Origin of the sequence: Salegentibacter maritimus, assembly GCF_016236975.1 — a bacterium.
GTDB lineage: Bacteria > Bacteroidota > Bacteroidia > Flavobacteriales > Flavobacteriaceae > Salegentibacter > Salegentibacter maritimus.
On the sequence record NZ_JAEHNY010000009.1, the window covers coordinates 80235 to 98513 of the forward strand.

At 37.0% G+C, this 18279-nt stretch carries 13 protein-coding genes; 11 read left to right on the forward strand and 2 right to left on the reverse strand.

The window, feature by feature from the left end:
* The first annotated feature begins 221 nt into the window (after positions 1–221).
* The 7 genes from I6U50_RS10930 (at position 222) to I6U50_RS10960 (ending at position 8956) form a co-directional block, all read left to right on the forward strand.
* A complete protein-coding gene (locus I6U50_RS10930) occupies positions 222–674 on the forward strand; it encodes a MarR family winged helix-turn-helix transcriptional regulator (protein ID WP_193710811.1) in 453 nt (150 codons plus the stop codon).
* Between the two features lie 80 nt (positions 675–754).
* On the forward strand, positions 755–3163 hold the full coding sequence (locus I6U50_RS10935) for a 3-hydroxyacyl-CoA dehydrogenase/enoyl-CoA hydratase family protein (protein ID WP_198638855.1): 2409 nt from the start codon (positions 755–757) through the stop codon (positions 3161–3163).
* Between the two features lie 37 nt (positions 3164–3200).
* The gene (locus tag I6U50_RS10940; RefSeq protein ID WP_198638856.1) at positions 3201–3554 is read left to right on the forward strand and encodes a four helix bundle protein; all 354 of its coding nucleotides are present in this window, start codon (positions 3201–3203) and stop codon (positions 3552–3554) included.
* A 40-nt stretch (positions 3555–3594) separates the two neighbouring features.
* Positions 3595–4788 (forward strand): acetyl-CoA C-acyltransferase, encoded by a 1194-nt coding sequence (locus tag I6U50_RS10945; RefSeq protein WP_198638857.1) that lies wholly within the window; start codon positions 3595–3597, stop codon positions 4786–4788.
* A gap of 44 nt (positions 4789–4832) precedes the next feature.
* Positions 4833–5153 (forward strand): four helix bundle protein, encoded by a 321-nt coding sequence (locus I6U50_RS10950; protein WP_198628556.1) that lies wholly within the window; start codon positions 4833–4835, stop codon positions 5151–5153.
* Between the two features lie 102 nt (positions 5154–5255).
* Positions 5256–7070, forward strand: coding sequence for an acyl-CoA dehydrogenase family protein (locus I6U50_RS10955; protein ID WP_198638858.1), 1815 nt, complete (start codon positions 5256–5258; stop codon positions 7068–7070).
* Between the two features lie 113 nt (positions 7071–7183).
* Positions 7184–8956, forward strand: a complete 1773-nt coding sequence (locus I6U50_RS10960) for a mechanosensitive ion channel family protein (RefSeq protein WP_198638859.1) — start codon at positions 7184–7186, stop codon at positions 8954–8956.
* A 219-nt stretch (positions 8957–9175) separates the two neighbouring features.
* Here the strand turns inward: I6U50_RS10960 and I6U50_RS10965 are convergent, their stop codons facing one another.
* Positions 9176–10975, reverse strand: a complete 1800-nt coding sequence (locus I6U50_RS10965) for a glycoside hydrolase family 15 protein (RefSeq protein WP_198638860.1) — start codon at positions 10973–10975, stop codon at positions 9176–9178.
* A 96-nt stretch (positions 10976–11071) separates the two neighbouring features.
* Here I6U50_RS10965 and I6U50_RS10970 point away from each other — a divergent pair, with 96 nt between their 5' ends.
* The 4 genes from I6U50_RS10970 (at position 11072) to I6U50_RS10985 (ending at position 16062) form a co-directional block, all read left to right on the forward strand.
* Positions 11072–13285 carry a bifunctional alpha,alpha-trehalose-phosphate synthase (UDP-forming)/trehalose-phosphatase gene (locus I6U50_RS10970; RefSeq protein WP_198638861.1) on the forward strand — a complete coding sequence of 738 codons (2214 nt, stop codon included), beginning with the start codon at positions 11072–11074 and terminating at the stop codon, positions 13283–13285.
* Positions 13286–13423: 138 nt separating this feature from the next.
* On the forward strand, positions 13424–13711 hold the full coding sequence (locus tag I6U50_RS10975) for a YtxH domain-containing protein (RefSeq protein ID WP_193710802.1): 288 nt from the start codon (positions 13424–13426) through the stop codon (positions 13709–13711).
* 139 nt (positions 13712–13850) lie between these two features.
* Positions 13851–15200: a M28 family metallopeptidase gene (locus tag I6U50_RS10980; RefSeq protein WP_198638862.1), complete on the forward strand. Its 1350-nt coding sequence runs from the start codon at positions 13851–13853 to the stop codon at positions 15198–15200.
* Between the two features lie 82 nt (positions 15201–15282).
* Positions 15283–16062 (forward strand): hypothetical protein, encoded by a 780-nt coding sequence (locus tag I6U50_RS10985; RefSeq protein ID WP_198638863.1) that lies wholly within the window; start codon positions 15283–15285, stop codon positions 16060–16062.
* A 59-nt stretch (positions 16063–16121) separates the two neighbouring features.
* On the opposite strand, the gene I6U50_RS10990 is transcribed toward I6U50_RS10985, so the two are convergent.
* Positions 16122–18248, reverse strand: a complete 2127-nt coding sequence (locus I6U50_RS10990) for a Tex family protein (protein ID WP_198638864.1) — start codon at positions 18246–18248, stop codon at positions 16122–16124.
* Between the last annotated feature and the right edge of the window lie 31 nt (positions 18249–18279).

An 18279-nucleotide genomic window follows, 5' to 3' on the forward strand; every position in this document is an offset into this window, starting at 1 on the left:
TTTTTTATTTCGAGGCTGGCCTCTGAGCATTAAATATTGATTATCGAATAACTAAAGCATGCCTTAGAAATACTATTGAGGAAAATAATCTTTATTTATAGACAGTTTACAAAGAATTTAAGTATCAATTACCCCATAACTTACATTAACATAATTATTTATGCTATTTTTATTATGCGTGCATAATATATTTTATTAACTTTGAATATCAACACTTAAGAATGAAGGAAAAAACAATAGACTATGTTTTACGAGCTACCTGGATGGCGGTATCTAAAATGTACAATGAAGAAGCCGGCAAAGCCGGAAGCACTATGTCTACCGGTTTTGCTCTGTTAAGTATAGATCCTGAAAACGGGACGCCATCTACTTCCCTTGGCCCAAAAATGGGAATGGAAGCTACAAGCTTATCTAGAATATTGAAAACAATGGAAGAGAAAAAATTGATCCTCCGTAAGAAAAACCCAAAAGATGGCAGAAGTGTGCTTATATATTTAACCGATTTTGGTCAGGAAATGCGAGAGTACTCCAAAAAAGTAGTTTTGCGTTTTGATGAGGCTGTAAAGGAAAACGTTTCAGAAGAAGATTTAAAAACCTTTATTAAAGTAGCCAACACAATTCTGAACCTTATTTCAGAAAAGAAAATTTACCAGAAAGAAATTAAAGTAAACTAAAAACAAGTAATTCTACAGTTTAAAAATCTGTAGTTTTTATTCAATAACGAAAACCTTATAGTTAAAACCAGATTATAATTATGAAGAGAAGAATTAATAAAGTAGCAGTAATAGGCTCCGGAATTATGGGGAGCGGTATTGCCTGCCACTTCGCCAATATTGGCGTAGAAGTTCTTTTGTTGGACATCGTCCCAAGAGAACTCAATGAGAAAGAAAAGAAAAAAGGACTTACTCTAGAAGATAAGCAAGTTAGAAACAGATTGGTAAACGATTCTTTACAAGCTTCTTTAAAGTCTAAGCCCTCCCCTATTTATCATAAAGATTTTGCAAATCGTATAGAAACCGGAAATATGGAAGACGATATTTCCAGGGTTTCCGAAGCCGATTGGATTATAGAGGTAGTTGTGGAAAGACTGGATATAAAGCAACAAGTGTTTGAAAAGCTGGAAAAACACCGTAAAAAAGGTACACTTATTACCTCTAATACATCGGGAATTCCTATTCAGCAAATGAATGAAGGCAGAAGTGAAGACTTTAAGCAACATTTCTGTGGAACACACTTCTTTAATCCTCCAAGATACTTAAGGTTATTTGAGATTATTCCTGGGCCAGATACCAAACAGGAGGTTTTAGATTTCTTAAACGAATATGGTGAAAAATACCTTGGTAAGAAATCGGTTGTTGCCAAAGACACTCCGGCATTTATAGGAAACAGGATAGGTATTTTTAGCATAATGAGTCTTTTCCACATGGTAAAAGATATGGATATGACCATAGAGGAGGTAGATAAACTTACCGGTCCCGTTATTGGTCGCCAGAAATCTGCCACCTTCCGTACGGTAGATGTGGTTGGTTTAGATACCCTGGTGCATGTGGCCAACGGACTTCATAAAGGTGTTCCAGACGATGAGGCACACGATCTTTTTGCCTTACCGGATTTTATACAGACCATGATGGATAATAAATGGCTGGGTAGTAAAACCAATAATACCGGGTTTTATAAAAAGATAAAGAAAGAAGATGGTTCTAGCGAAATTAAATCGTTAGACCTGGATAAAATGGAATATCGCGATAGAAAAAGCGCGAAATTTAGTGTACTGGAGCAAACCAAGACAATAAATAAACTGGAAGACCGCTACGAGGTTTTAGTAGGTGACAAGGGTAAAGCCGGTGAATTTTACCGCAAGAATTTCGCTGCACTTTTCGCCTATGTCTCTAACAGAATTCCGGAAATCTCTAACGAACTTTATAAAATTGACGATGGTGTAAAAGCCGGATTTGGTTGGGAGCACGGTCCTTTCCAAATGTGGGATGCCCTGGGTGTTCAAAAAGGGGTTGAAATCATGAAAGCCGAAGGTAAAGAACCCGCAGCTTGGGTACATGAGATGATAGAGAGCGGTAAAGATTCTTTTTACACCGTTAAAGATGGAAACACTTATTATTACGATATTAATAAAAAAGATCACGTTAAGATTCCGGGACAGGATTCGTTTATCATTTTAGATAATATTCGTGAGTCTAAAGAGATTTTCAGCAATAGCGGAGTTGTAGTTGAAGATCTTGGTGATGGAATCCTTAATGTAGAATTCCGCAGTAAGATGAATGCCATTGGTGGTGATGTTCTCGATGGCCTTAATAAAGCCATAGATATGGCAGAAAAAGATTATCAGGGATTGGTAGTAGCCAATAATGGTAAAAACTTTTCGGTAGGTGCAAATATTGGGATGATCTTTATGATGGCCGTAGAACAGGAATATGAAGAGCTTAATATGGCCATAAAATATTTCCAGGATACGATGATGCGTATGCGCTACTCTTCTATTCCTACCGTAGCTGCCCCACACTCCATGACCCTGGGTGGCGGATGTGAACTTTCACTACACGCCGATAAGGTAGTGGCAGCAGCCGAAACTTATATTGGCCTTGTAGAATTTGGAGTTGGCGTTATTCCCGGTGGTGGGGGCTCTAAAGAAATGACACTTCGGGCCGCAGATACCTTTGAAAAAGATGATGTGGAATTAAACCGATTAAGAGAGCATTTCTTAACCATTGGAATGGCAAAAGTTTCTACCTCAGCCTATGAAGCATACGATTTAAATATTCTTCAAAAAGGGAAAGATATTGTAGTTGTTAATCCCGAGCGCCAACTAAGCATTGCTAAACAACATGCTTTATTAATGGCTGAAAATGGGTATACCAGGCCGATTCGCCGTACCAATATAAAAGTACTTGGAAAACAGGCTTTAGGTGCTTTCCTGGTAGGAACCGACCAAATGAATGCAGGTAAATATATTAGTGACCACGATAAAAAGATTGCAAACAAACTGGCTTATGTTATGGCCGGTGGAGATTTATCTGAACCACAAATGGTAAGTGAACAATACTTGTTAGACCTGGAAAGAGAAGCTTTCCTATCCCTAACCGGTGAACGCAAAACCCTTGAGAGACTTCAGCATATGTTGAAGAAAGGGAAGCCGCTTCGTAACTAGTATAGAGTAGTGAGTGAAAAACTTAAAAGTTTAGAATATGCACAATTTAAATGATTTAAAAGTTTGGATTAAAGCAATGGATATTGCTGAAAAAACTTATCAGCTCTCTGCTAATTTTCCAGCTGAGGAAAAATTCGGTTTAACAAGTCAAATAAGAAGAAGTGCTGTGTCAGTTCCCTCGAATATAGCAGAAGGAGCCGGCAGAAATACTAAGAGAGAATTTAAAAATTTCCTTGGAATTGCGAGCGGCTCTTCTTACGAACTTTATACTCAACTGTTACTTTCTTATAGATTGAATTTGGTGGACGAAGAAAAAGTTGCTCCAATTTTATCTGAAGTAATTGAGGTTCAAAAAATGAATTACGCTTTAATAAAATCGTTAGCTGTTTGAGTTGTCTCAATACTCAATACTAACATCTAAATACTAAGAAATGAAGAAAACAGCATACATAGTAAAAGCATATAGAACAGCCGTAGGGAAAGCCCCTCGCGGAGTATTCAGGTTTAAACGGCCCGATGATTTGGCTGCAGAAACCATTGCATACATGATGAAACAATTACCCGATTTTGATAAAACCAGAATTGACGATGTAATTGTTGGAAACGCAATGCCCGAAGCAGAACAGGGTTTAAATGTAGGGCGTTTAATTTCTCTTATGGGGCTGGAAACCGAGAAAGTTCCCGGGATGACGGTTAATCGTTACTGTGCATCGGGACTGGAAACAATCGCTATTGCCTCGGCCAAGATTCAAAGTGGTATGGCCGATTGTATTATTGCAGGGGGTGCAGAAAGCATGAGTTACATTCCTATGGGAGGATATAAACCGGTTCCTAACTACAAGGTAGCCAAAGAAGGAAACGAAGATTATTACTGGGGAATGGGACTAACCGCAGAAGCAGTGGCCGAAAAATATAAGGTTTCCCGTGAAGACCAGGATGAATTTGCGTTTAATTCTCATCAAAAAGCATTAAAAGCACAAAAAGAAGATCGTTTTCAAGATCAAATTGTACCTATTGACGTAGAAGAAACATTTGTAGGCAAAGATGGCAAAAAACAAACAAAAACCTATACGGTTAATAAAGACGAAGGGCCACGTGCCGATACTTCCAAAGAAGTTTTAGATAAACTAAGACCTGTTTTTGCCGAAGGCGGAAGCGTAACTGCGGGTAACTCTTCACAAATGAGCGATGGTGCTGCCTTTGTAATGATAATGAGTGAAGAAATGGTAAAAGAATTCAATCTTGAGCCTATCGCCAGATTAGTAAGTTATGCCCCGGTAGGTGTGGATCCCAGAATTATGGGGATTGGCCCTGTTCACGCCATTCCAAAAGCTTTAAAACAAGCGGGATTAAAACAAGACGACATGCAGCTTATTGAACTTAACGAGGCCTTTGCCTCGCAATCTCTGGCTGTAATTCGAGAATTAGGCTTAAACCCTGAAACTTTAAATCCTAATGGCGGCGCAATTTCTATGGGACATCCATTGGGTTGTACAGGAGCAAAACTTTCGGTACAAATCTTTGATGAAATGCGAAAACGCAACCTAAAAGACAAATATGCCATGGTAACCATGTGTGTAGGAACAGGACAGGGAGCTGCGGGAGTTTATGAGTTCCTTAGCTAGAAGCAAGAACTAAGACTCAAGAGACAAGACTTAATACTAAAGAGATGCAAAGACATAATTTCAAAAGATTGAAAATTTGGAAAGAAGGAATGTTTCTTATTAAAGAAACTTATAAAATAGTTAGAAATTTTCCCGATTTTGAAAAATTTAATCTTGTGTCTCAATTAATTAGATGTGCGGTTTCTATTCCTTCTAATATTGCTGAAGGAACGAGTAAAAGAACTAATAGACATTTTATACAATACCTTGAAAATAGTCTCGGTTCAGCTTTTGAGTGGGAAACCCAATTAATAATTGCTTATTCAGAAAAATATATTTCAGAAGAAAGATTTAAAGAATGTGAATTGAAAATTCAGGAAATATAAAAAATGATTTCACGATTTATAGACGGATTAGACAAGTCTTGAATCCTGACTCCTGTATTCGGATACTTAATTCCAAGAAAAATTAAAAATAACATCAAAATAATGGAAACAACAGAAAATAAAAATGAGTTTCTCCGCGGTGGTCAATTCCTGGTAAAGGAAACCAAAGCAGAAGATATATTTACGCCCGAAGATTTTACAGAGGAGCAAAAAATGATGCGTGATTCGGTAAAGGAATTTGTAGATCGGGAGATCTGGCCGAAAAAAGAAGAATTTGAGAAAAAGAATTACGCCCTTACTGAAGAAGTAATGCAAAAAGCAGGAGAACTGGGCTTTTTAGGAGTTGCTGTACCCGAGGAATATGAAGGCCTTGGCATGGGCTTCGTTTCAACAATGCTTGTTTGCGATTATATTTCGGGGGCAACAGGATCTATAGCAACTGCGTTTGGAGCCCATACCGGCATTGGAACGCTACCAATTCTACTATATGGAAATGAAGAGCAACGCAAAAAATACGTTCCTAAATTAGCTACAGGCGAATGGTTTGGTGCCTACTGTTTAACCGAACCGGGGGCCGGAAGTGATGCCAATTCGGGAAAAACCAAAGCCGAGCTTACCGAAGACGGAAAAAGCTATAAAATAAACGGCCAAAAGATGTGGATCTCTAATGCAGGATTCGCAAGCGTTTTTATTGTTTTTGCCCGTATTAAGGACGATAAAAATATTACGGGCTTTATCGTAGAGTATGACAAGGAAAACCCTAACGGAATCACCTTTGGGGAAGAAGAAAAGAAATTGGGAATCCACGCTTCATCTACTCGCCAGGTGTTCTTTAATGATACCGTAGTTCCGGCTGAAAATATGCTTTCGGAACGAGGGAACGGGTTTAAAATTGCGATGAATGCCCTTAACGTAGGCCGAATTAAGTTGGCTGCCGCATCTTTAGAAGCACAGCGAAGAGTAACCGAAGAAGCCGTTAAATATGCTAACGACCGGGTACAATTTAAAACACCTATTGCAAAGTTTGGTGCTATAAAATCTAAACTTGCCGAAATGGCTACCTCAGCTTATGTTGGGGAAGCTGCTTGTTACCGGGCTGCAAAAAATATTGAAGATAGAATAAACCTTCGCTTACAGGATGGCCAGTCTCATGCCGATGCTGAATTAAAGACTTTTGAAGAATATGCCATAGAATGTTCCATTTTAAAGGTTGCTTGTTCTGAGGATATTCAAAATTGTAGTGATGAAGGTATTCAGGTATTGGGAGGTATGGGATTCTCTGCCGACACCCCTATGGAATCTGCCTGGAGAGACGCCAGAATTGCCCGAATTTATGAAGGCACCAATGAGATTAATAGAATGTTGGCTGTTGGTATGCTTATTAAAAAAGCAATGAAAGGCCATGTAGATCTTTTAGGACCAGCGCAGGCGGTGGGCGAAGAACTTACAGGTATACCTTCTATGGATAAACCAGACTATAATGAATTATTCGCCGAGGAAAAAGATATGATCAAAAAACTGAAAAAAGTTTTTCTGATGGTAGCCGGTAGTGCAGTTCAAAAATTTGGTCAGGATTTAGAAGAGCACCAACAATTGCTTCTTGCTGCTTCAGATATACTTATTGAAGCTTATATGGCCGAATCTGGTATTTTAAGAGCCGAAAAAAATGCAAAGCGTTTTGGCGAAGAGGCACAAAAAGAAGAAATTGCCATGGCGAAATTGTATCTATACCACGCTGTAGATACGGTTAATCAAAAAGCCAAAGAGGGAATTGCATCTTTTGCTGAAGGAGACGAGCAGCGTATGATGCTCATGGGTCTTAAGCGTTTCACCAAGTACGACCGAATGCCAAATGTTGTAGAATTAAGAAATACTATTGCTGAAAAACTTACTTCAGAAAATAAATATTGTTTCTAAAAATTCTGATAAATCTATTTTAAAAGACCGTCAAATTTAGACGGTCTTTTTTTTATTGCTTAATTTTAAAAATAATCCATTAGCAATTTTTAAGTAAACTTCATTAAAAAGGTATGAGCAACCAATTAAAATGGTTATTTTTAAGTTTCAGCATTTTTTTGCTACCCATTTCAATATACGCATTTCAAGCAGACTCGGTAGCTAATTCCAAAGAGCTTCCTTCAGAAGAAAAAATAAATGAACCAAACAAATCAAACTATCTCCCTAATAGCTTAGAAGACTACAATGAGGCCTATTATCAACTTACGCGATTAAATAATCCTTTAGGTTTAGCCCCAAACAAATTTAACTTACAAACTCCCCAGGCTACCCTGGAACATTTTGTAATTAACTGTAGGAACAAAAATTTTAAAGATGCCGCTTATGCTTTAAATTTTAATTTGTTCCCTAACAACTTAACTGAAGAAGAAGCGATTAACATTGCTCAAAAACTATATTTTGTCATGGATCAGCGCGTGGCAATTAATTGGGATGGTATTTCAGACAGGCCAGACGGGCAGGTAGATATTAGTACAACTACCAACCAGGCAGTAGCAGGTGCCCCCAGAAGAAGTGTGGTTTTTGGCGAGGCAGCAATAGAAAATCGTGATATAATTTTTAGGCTACAAAGAGTAAAGTATAAAGATTATGGGGCTTTTTGGTTAATTTCTGCGAACACTGTTGAGAATACCGAAGATTTATACCAGGTCTACGGCCCTACTTTTTTAGACCGCTATATGCCAACCTGGTCACAGGCAAAAATAGGTACCGTTCCCCTATGGAAGCCGGTGCTAACTTTTATATTGCTAATATTCTCGTATATGTTGGGAAAGGTAGCTATTCTTTTAATTAGAAGAATTGCCCTTTCATTTAACAAACCGCTCATTATGGCTCTATCCAAAAAGTTAGGCGTTCCGGCTGCCTTAGCTACGGGTGTGCTCTTCTTCTATATTAGTCTTAATGAACTCATATCATATTCCGGGGCCTATTCAAGTACTATTTATGCCCTTTTACTTGCAATTGTAATAGCATCCGGAACCTGGTTTTTTATGCGAATATTAGATTTTGCAATGCGCTACGTTGCCGAACATAAAATTGGCGATCTTACCTCAGAGAACAGTCATGAGTCCAGGCAACTTTTCACCTATTTGTCGGTAGCCAGAAGAATTTTAACTTTTACGGTTGTAATTATTGGCACCGCCATTATCCTATCTCAATTTAGATCTATGGAGAAACTTGGAATTTCCATGTTAGCTTCGGCAGGATTAGCAACCATAATCTTAGGTATTGCAGCGCAAAGCACCCTGGGAAATATTATTGCCGGAATTCAAATTGCCCTTACCAAACCTGCCAGGATTGGGGATACCGTAATTATTGAAGGACGATGGGGCTATGTTGAGGATATTCGTTTTACTTATATGATTGTTAGAACCTGGGATCTTAGAAGACTGGTGGTACCTTTAAAAACAATAATTTCTGATACTTTTGAGAATCTTTCTATAACCAGTCCCCATTCTTTAAATGAAATAGAACTTTATGTAGATTACAGGATAGATGTTGAGAAACTTAGAATGAAATTCAAAGAATTACTCGAAAATTCTGAAGAGTGGGATAAAGAGCATCCACCTATATTACAGGTTACAGAAATGACTGAAAAATCTTTAAAAGTAAGAGCAATTTGTAGCGCCAGTACAGCAGTTATGGCCTGGGACCTACACTGTAAACTAAGGGAACAAATGGTTGCTTATATTAAAGAGTTAGAAAAAGGAATTTACTTAACTCGCTCTCGCGTAGAGGTAAAAGAGCCACATTTCAACTCTAAAAACATTAAAAAACCAAACGAATAATTGACTTAAAGTAGCTGCCGGTTTTAATCTATGAATTTGCAGGAAGAAGCCTTAGATTTATATAAAATAAAATCTGTCTAAACTTCTTCCTATAGTAAACTATCTCGGGGAAAGCCCACGAGGCATTCATTGGAAACAAATTTTTAATTTTGAGGAAGCCCCGGGGGTGTTCGGTGCCAATAAAAAATTAAGCTCCACAATTAGATAATGCTCTTTTAATTAAAACTCGCTAAGCCAGCTTTCCTCTGAGCTTGTTCCAATGCTAAAATTAGCAGCGGTTTCTATCAATGCCAGATGAGAGTATGCCTGCGGAAAATTACCCAACAACCTTTTAGTTTCAAAGTCTATATCTTCACTAAATAGCCCCAGGTGGTTGCTATAAGAAAGTAATTGATCGAACATTTTTTTGGCTTTCTTCTTCTCCCCTATTTTAAATAGACTATCTATAAGCCAAAAAGTACAGATTGTAAAAGAAGAAGTTGGCTCGCCAAAATCATCTTTATTTTTATAGCGGTACATGAGTCCTTCTTTGCACAACTCTTTTTCGGTTGCTTTCACGGTGCTTACAAATCTGGGGTCTTTAGCTTCAATAAAGCCATATTGCTCCATTAGTAAAGTAGAAGCATCTAAATCTTTAGAACCATAATATTGTGTATAGGCCTGCACTTCTTCATTCCAACCATTTTTATAAATATCATTATAAATTTCGGCACGTAGAGATTTCCAATGTGTATCATTAATACCCATTCTTAAAACCTCTCCAATTTTTATAGCCCGGTCTATCGCTACCCAACATAAAAGTTTTGAGAACACAAAGTGCCGGTCTTCAGTACGTAATTCCCAAATTCCTTTATCAGGCTTTTTCCAGTTTTCTTCTACAATACTTACAATACCGCGTACCACCGTCCAGAGTTCTTCAGAATTCTCTAAAGAGGTTTCAAACTGGTTAAATTGCTGGTAAATTACCTCCATCAAAATTCCGTAGATATCATTTTGCTTTTGGATATAAGCCGCATTGCCGGTTCTTACCGGGTGAGAGTTTTTATAACCAGATAAATGATCTAAAATATGCTCAGTGAGCTCTTTTTCGCCATTTATCCCATACATAATCTGGATTTTCTCATCCTTATCGGGAATAATATCTATGATAAACTGAAGAAAATCTTTAGCCGATTTTATATGCCCAAGGCCGGCCATTACTTTAATTACCATAGAGGCATCACGAATCCAACAAAAACGATAGTCCCAATTTCTTTCTTCCCCGATAGTTTCGGGTAAAGAGGTGGTTGCGGCCGCCAAAACAGCACCCGATTTTTTATAACTAAGGCATTTTAAAACCAGTGCACTTCGCATTATTTCATTTTCATAATGCGTATATCGGGTAGTTTTTGCACTCCAATTCATCCAATAGGTCTTGGTTCGTTGAAATTTTAAATAAGAACGATCTAAAGTTTGCGTTATAAGCTTCTCGTGATACCCAATTAAGCAGTATGCGTTTCCGGTTAATTCGATCTCGTTTTGTTCTAAAATGTCATTCAGGTCTAAACTGGAATAAAAGAAAAGAGAGTCGTACTTACCTTCTTTGGTATAGCTTTTAATATAATTTTCCTTTAGATTATTATATGTTTTCTCGCGAGAAAAATCTAAACGAGGATCGTATTTAATTCTAAACTTAGGTCTGCCCCCTGTTAAACGAATAAATCTAATTATATCTGGCGGCGCATAAAAAGACCCGTCTTCTCGTGGATATCTAGGCATAAAATCTATAACCTGAAAAGAATTTTCACCATCATTAAATTGGGTATTTAAAATATTGGTTTCCCAAAGATATTCCTGGGTAATTTTATAGGAATCGTCTACTATAAACTCAAAACTGCCTCCAACCTTCTCATCCAATAACTTGGCAAAAACAGCCGAAGAATCGAAATTTGGCAAACAACACCAGTCTAATGATCCCGTTTTTGAAATCAATGCAGCACTTTTACAATTCCCTATAATTCCGTAATCTAAATTCTCCATATACTCTTAAAATTCTTTAAAAAGACTTGTAGTGTAAAATGATTTTCGGAAATTTAATAAAAATCAAATTCGCAACAACGCCATTCACATTTAATTATGAGTAAAACGATAATAATTTCCAATAGATTACCCTTACAAATTAGTTTAGAAAATAATCATCTGGAGGTCACTCCAAGTGTTGGCGGACTGGCAACCGGCTTAAAATCTTTCCATAAGGATGGTGATAGTATTTGGATAGGCTGGAGCGGACTCACAAAAGAAGAAATCCCGGAAAATCTTTTGAAAGATGTTAAAGAAAAAGCCCGAAAAGAAAATTGTGTTGCGGTAAATCTTAGTGAAGAAGAAATTGAAGGTTTCTATTTTGGATTCAGCAATCGAACTATTTGGCCGCTTTTTCACTATTTTATGGAATATACCGAATCCGATAAAGAGCACTGGGAAACCTATAAAAGCGTAAATAGAAAATATGCAGATGAAGTACTGAAACATTATAAAGACGGTGATCACATTTGGGTGCACGATTATCAATTGCTTTTAGTCCCTAATATGATTAGGGAAAAACAACCCGAAGCAACTATTGGTTTTTTTAATCATATTCCTTTTCCTTCTTATGAAGTTTTTAGAACACTACCCTGGCGTGATGAAGTGTTAAAAGGTGTACTGGGCGCCGATTTAATAGGCTTTCATACCTATGATTATGAGCGACATTTTTTAAGTTCGGTAAGCCGAATTTTACGGCATCAGGTGAATTTTAATGAAATCACACTTCCGGAAAGGATTGTAAAAGTAGATTCTTTCCCCATGGGTATAGACTATAAGAAATTTGAAAATGCCGCCCATGAGCATTTTAAAAATACTGAAGAACAGCGTACAGAATTACAAAGGCGGTTAGATCATCATGCAAGCGAGACCCCTAATGCAAAACTTATTTTAAGCATAGACCGCTTAGATTATACAAAAGGAATTGCCAACAGAATTCGTGCCTTTGAATATTTCCTGGATAACCACCCAGAGTTTATTGAAAAAGTGAGATTGGTAATGCTTGCAGTGCCCTCAAGATCTAATGTTCCTCAATATCAACGATTAAAAAGGGAAATAGATGAGTTGGTAGGAAGAATAAATGGAAAATTTTCTACAGTAAGCTGGACTCCCATCTGGTATTTCTATCGTTCTATGCCTTTTGAAAACTTAATAGATCTTTACACCAGTTGCGACATTGCATTATTAACGCCAATAAGAGATGGAATGAACCTGGTAGCCAAAGAATTTGTAGCTACCCGAATAAACCAAACCGGGGTGCTTATTTTAAGCGAAATGGCCGGGGCCGCTCACGAAATGAATGAAGCATTAATAATAAACCCCAATAATTTCCAGCAAATTTCAGAAGCTTTAATCCAGGCTATAGAAATGCCAAAAGAAGAACAACAGCAACGAAATAAAACACTTCAAAAGCGATTAAAACGTTACAGCGTAGAAAAATGGGCCAATGATTTTATGAAGGCACTAAAAGACACAAGTCAGGATCGAGAAGCATTTAAAGCTACAAGGATATCTTCTAAAGTTTCAGATGAAATTTTGGAGAAATTTAAAAATGCAGAGAGTAGAATCCTATTCCTTGATTACGATGGAACTCTAGTGAACTTTACAGACAAGCCTGAGAAGGCGAAACCCGATCAAGAATTAATTGATTTGGTTCATAAATTAAACGAATCCAAAAATACCGATGTAATCCTTATTAGTGGCCGGGACAAAGACACCCTGGGTTCCTGGTGGCAGGAAATTCCTGTAGAACTTATTTCGGAACATGGTGTTTGGATGCGTCAAAAAAACTCGGAATGGGAACTTTCTGAAAATGTAAATAACGATTGGATGAGTACGGTAAGACCGGTAATCGAAACCTTTGTAGATAGAACACCCGGTACTTTTATTGAGGATAAGAATTATTCATTGGCATGGCACTACAGAAAAGCCGATCCGGAATTAGGAGAAATAAGGGCTAATGAACTTTCTAATGTTTTAAAAGAGTTGATTTCTAATCACGGACTTAGCGTTCTTGAGGGAAATAAAGTGCTGGAAATAAAAAGTAGTGGAGTTAATAAAGGAAAAGCTTCCAACAAAAAACTAGTTGGTAAAAAGTACGATTTCATTTTTGCTATTGGAGATGATTGGACAGATGAATATATGTTTGAAGAACTCCCTGAAGAATCTTTTACGGTTAAAGTTGGGATGAAAAAAACCAGTGCCCGCTATTATGTAGAAGACACCTCTAGAGTAAGGAGTATTCTGAATAAATTTGCGGAAAACTCTTAAGCTTTGAAACTGTTAAAATCCTTGACATTTACCAAAAAAGTTTATGCATAACTTAACTCCTAAAATATGGCAAACATTCTAATATCTTCTACTTTTACATTGAACAATTATACGAACCAAACTTAAAAACTTAGATCGATGAAATCAGGAAAAATGTTATTAGGATTAATATCAGGAGCAGCTGTAGGTGCAGCTTTAGGAGTATTATTTGCGCCTAAAAAAGGAGCAGATACGAGAAAGGCGATTTCAGATTCAAGCAATGAAGCATTGGAAGGAACTAAAGGAAAATTTAATGAATTTTCAAATTCTCTAAGTCATAAAGTAGATGCCTTAAAGAACAAAACCAAAGCTAGCCTTTCTAAATCTAAAGTTGACGAAAAAGCACACGAAGCAAAAGCTGAAATTCATAATATGAAAGCTAGCTAAATTCTATTTTAAATAGAATGTGATAAAAAATCCCGGTAAAATTTCCGGGATTTTTTATTTATAGTATTACCAAATTCGCAATTCTTTGTGATATCAAAGAAACTTTGGGTACTTTAGAAGCTTAAACCACAATTGTTTTATGCTTAGAAAAATACCCACCCTTGCCCTACTCTTATGTTCAGGATTACTAATTCAGCAAACAAACGCACAAACCGATCAGCGCATTTACGATATTATTGAAAATGTATCTGCCGATAGTATTGAAGCTGACATTCGTAAACTAGCCGGTTTTGGTACCAGGAATACCTTCAGTGACACCGTCTCAGACACACGCGGAATTGGAGCTGCACGAAGATGGATAAAATCAGAATTCGACTATCTTTCTAAAAATTGCAATAATTGCCTGGATATTTTTTATCAAAAAGATTTTGTGACCACAGCAGATGGAGACCGGATTCCTCACGATGCCTGGGTGGTAAATGTAGTAGCTGTTCAAAAAGGAACAAAATATCCTAATCGGTATATCATCATGAGCGGCGATATAGATTCTCGTGCCAGCAATACCATGGATTTTAAAACCGATGCTCCCGGCGCCAACGATAATGCCAGTGGGATGGCCGGTACTATGGAAGCCGCCAGGGTTTTATCACAATACGAATTTGAAAATAGCATAGTGTATGTAGGACTTTCGGGAGAAGAACAGGGGCTTTTTGGAGGTAAAGGCCTTGCCCAATATGCTAAAGCTAACAATTGGGAAATTATTGGTGTTCTTAACAACGATATGATTGGAAATATTGAAGGAGTGGACGGCGTAATCGATAATCGTACTTTTAGAATATTTTCTGAACCCGTTCCTCCAAATGAAACAGATAGGGAAAGAAACAGGCGTAGGTTTTACGGCGGCGAGGTAGATGGTATTTCACGTCAACTTGCTCGCTATGTACATACAACCACAGAAACCTATATGCCCGAAATGAACCCAATGATGATTTATCGTTTAGACAGGTTTGGCCGAGGTGGTCACCATCGTCCTTTTAACGATCTGGGGTTTGCCGGAATAAGAATTATGGAAGCACATGAAAATTATAATCGGCAGCACCAGGATATTCGTACTGAAAATGGAATAGAATATGGCGATGTGGTAGCCGGTGTAAATTTTGATTATGCCAAAAAGCTTACCGCAGTAAACGCCATAAATATGGCAAGCCTGGCCTGGGCTCCACCCGCACCAAAAAATGTAGAGATTGGAGGAATTGTAGAACCCTCGGCAAAATTAAGATGGGATAAAGTTGAAGATGAAATTGCAGGTTATAAAATTTATTGGAGGGAAACTACCGAAGCACAATGGCAATACTCGCGTTTTGTGGGTAATGTAAATGAATTTACCCTGGATGGAATCGTAATAGACAACTACTTTTTTGGAGTTGCAAGTGTAGGGAAAGATGGTCACGAAAGTGTGGTGGTTTTCCCTTCAGGAGTTTTTAGGTAGAACAAAAAATAGCGAATAGAACGAAGAAATCTATACTCTTTAGCAAAAGTTGGCTGTAATTATCAAAAAGATTTAAGAAAAAATGTTGATCAAATTTCTATCGGACTACATAAAATTAGAAAAAGAGCTAACTGATAAATTTGGAGAAGAAATTGGACAAAAAATTTTCGAATCGCTTACCGAATTAGTTCAATTAAAAATAAGAACTAAATCCATAATTTTTGAATTGGATTTATTCAAAGAAATTTACATTGATAAAATTTTCTCAGTAACTGAAAATTTCTACAGTTCTAAACTCAAAAAAAAACATACTCCAGCTGAAAAAGAATTGTTGGATGTAGTTAATGAAGTTCTAGAAAAACCTAAACATTCCCTATCGGACGAAATAACTCTTTTGTTTTATGTTGGTCTTTATCATAAAATCGAGAATTACGAAAATGAAATTTTAGGTCATTATAATATTTTAAATCGGACAAACTATAAAGACCTGGAGAAAATTGGAATTGATACAAAAAATAAGAAAAAGCTATTTCAGGACCGAGACAGATTACGTTTAATATCAAATTCCATTAAGCACAATCGTCTGTTTCCGAAAAAAGAGTTATTGAAATATTATCCATATTTAAGACAAGACCAAAAATTATCTATTAAGGATTTTAATCCTACAGAGGACATAATTTTAGTACAATCTTTTATTCATTTCTTCAATTTTTTAATAAGCACGAGAATTTTGATGGAAACAAAAAAGGAGCTAGAAGGAACAAATTACCACAGTTCTGAATTGGATAAATTGTTTGCAGATTTAACTGAGGATATCGATCCAAAAGAAGAAGAATTTCAAAGTACATTTTGGAGACAATAACTACAGTCAACAAAAACGGTTAAAAAGACTCTGAAATTAAAATTATTCCAGGGTCTTTTTTAATCTATTAAAGAAAGTTGAACCCTCTTTTTTTCTTCATCTACAGAAAGTACAGTCACTTCCAGTTCCTGGTTGAGTTTAACCACCGAATTTACATCACTTATAAATTCATTGGCAAGTTTTGAAATATGGATGAGTCCGCTTTCTTTGATTCCAATATCTACAAAGCAGCCAAAATTGGTTATATTATTTACTATTCCCGGCAATTTCATACCCGGCTTTAGATCGGCAATGGTTTTTATAGAAGGATCAAAACTAAAGGCTTTTTTCTTTGCCCTGGGATCGGCTCCAGGTTTTTTTAATTCTCCCAGAATATCTTTTAAACTTAGTAATCCAATATTTTCAGAAATATAATCTTCCGGTTTTATTTTTTCAAGAACTTCAGTATTTCCTATTAGTTCTTCCGGCTTCAAGGCATTATTTTTCGCCATTTTTTCTACCACAAAATAACTTTCTGGATGCACGGCGGAATTATCTAAAGGGTTTTTAGCATTTTTAATTCGTAAAAATCCGGCAGATTGTTCAAAGGCTTTTTCTCCCAGGCGTGGCACTTTTAGCAATTCTTTTCTGCTTGTAAAACGTTTATTTTCTTTTCTGTAATCCAGGATGTTTTGAGCCAGCCCCGGGCCAATTCCAGAAACATAAGACAATAATTCTTTACTTGCAGTATTTAAGTTTACGCCTATTTTATTTACGCAACGCTTAACCACTACGTCCAGCTTTTCCTTAAGTTTTGTTTGATCTACCTCATGTTGGTATTGCCCTACCCCAATAGCTTTAGGGTCAATTTTAACCAATTCAGCAAGCGGATCACTCAATCTTCTGCCAATAGAAACAGCGCCACGAACAGTAACATCATAATTAGGAAATTCTTCCCTGGCTATTTTAGAAGCCGAATATACCGATGCGCCAGCTTCATTTACCGTAAAAACCAATACTTCTTTAGGTAAGTAAACATTTTTAATAAACTGTTCGGTTTCCCTCGCAGCGGTACCGTTCCCTATAGCAATAGCTTGAATTTTATACGCATTTACCAGGCTTTTAATTTTCGCTGAAGCAGCATCGATTTTCTTTTGTGGCGGGTGGGGAAATATGGCTTCATTGTAGAGTAAATTTCCTTGCTCATCTAAACAAACAATTTTGCAACCAGATCTAAAACCGGGATCTATAGCCAGAATTCGTTTGCTTCCCAAAGGTGCTTCCATTAATAATTGCTCGAGGTTGGACGCAAAAACAGCAATCGCATCTTCATCGGCTTTTTCTTTTGCATCATTAAGAAATTCGGTTGCAAAAGATTTTTTAAGCAATCTCGTAAAAGCATCTTCTGCTGCATTCTTTAAGTACTTTACTCCCGAAAAGCCCTTATTTTTAATTACTGCCTTTTCAATTATGGCTAAAGCATCAAATTTATCGACTTCAACTTTAAGCTTAATAATCCCTAATTTTTCGGCACGATATATCGCTAAAAATCTATGGGAAGGGATTCTTTTAAGTGGTTCTTCCCATTTCTCAAATTGTGTAAATTTTGGGGCCTCAAGATGTTCTTCCTCCTTTTTTACCCATTTTGTACTTAGCAAGGCCTTTTGGGTATACAACCTCCTAAGAGAATTTCTCACATAAGTATTCTCATTAATCCATTCGGCAATAATATGCCCGGCACCGACGAATGCTTCAGATTTACTTTTTATTGTTCCGGAAATAAATTGTTGTGCAGATCTCTCTATATTCGGTGAGTTCTGGGCCATTAACATTTTAGCCAGTGGTTCTAAACCGGCTTCCCTGGCAGTATCTGCTTTGGTTTTTCGTTTCTTTTTGTATGGTAAATAAAGGTCTTCAACTTCAGCTAAGGTTGTGGCCTTATTTATTTTATCGGCCAAAGCCTCGGTCAATGCCTCCTGTTCTTTTATAGATTTAAGGATGGCATTTTTTCGGGTTTCCAATTCCTTAAAAGTACTAAGCAGTTGAGAAATCTTTTCTATTTCAGTTTCATCTAAATTTCCTGTGGCCTCTTTCCGATAACGAGAAATAAACGGAATGGTGGCATCGGCTTCTAAAAGCGAGATTGTGTTTTGTATGCTTTTGCCAGCCAGTTTTGTGCGAGATTGTATATAGTCCTGTACTTTCAATTATTGCAATTTCAAATTATATAATACCTAG

Excerpts from the sequence above, each read along its gene's own strand:
- I6U50_RS10955 (WP_198638858.1), top strand. The coding sequence starts at position 5,256 with ATGGAAACAACAGAAAATAAAAATGAGTTTCTCCGCGGTGGTCAATTC.
- I6U50_RS10965 (WP_198638860.1), bottom strand. The coding sequence starts at position 10,975 with ATGGAGAATTTAGATTACGGAATTATAGGGAATTGTAAAAGTGCTGCA.
- I6U50_RS10950 (WP_198628556.1), top strand. The coding sequence starts at position 4,833 with ATGCAAAGACATAATTTCAAAAGATTGAAAATTTGGAAAGAAGGAATG.
- I6U50_RS10975 (WP_193710802.1), top strand. The coding sequence starts at position 13,424 with ATGAAATCAGGAAAAATGTTATTAGGATTAATATCAGGAGCAGCTGTA.
- I6U50_RS10940 (WP_198638856.1), top strand. The coding sequence starts at position 3,201 with ATGCACAATTTAAATGATTTAAAAGTTTGGATTAAAGCAATGGATATT.
- I6U50_RS10960 (WP_198638859.1), top strand. The coding sequence starts at position 7,184 with ATGAGCAACCAATTAAAATGGTTATTTTTAAGTTTCAGCATTTTTTTG.
- I6U50_RS10980 (WP_198638862.1), top strand. The coding sequence starts at position 13,851 with ATGCTTAGAAAAATACCCACCCTTGCCCTACTCTTATGTTCAGGATTA.
- I6U50_RS10970 (WP_198638861.1), top strand. The coding sequence starts at position 11,072 with ATGAGTAAAACGATAATAATTTCCAATAGATTACCCTTACAAATTAGT.
- I6U50_RS10945 (WP_198638857.1), top strand. The coding sequence starts at position 3,595 with ATGAAGAAAACAGCATACATAGTAAAAGCATATAGAACAGCCGTAGGG.
- I6U50_RS10985 (WP_198638863.1), top strand. The coding sequence starts at position 15,283 with ATGTTGATCAAATTTCTATCGGACTACATAAAATTAGAAAAAGAGCTA.
- I6U50_RS10935 (WP_198638855.1), top strand. The coding sequence starts at position 755 with ATGAAGAGAAGAATTAATAAAGTAGCAGTAATAGGCTCCGGAATTATG.
- I6U50_RS10930 (WP_193710811.1), top strand. The coding sequence starts at position 222 with ATGAAGGAAAAAACAATAGACTATGTTTTACGAGCTACCTGGATGGCG.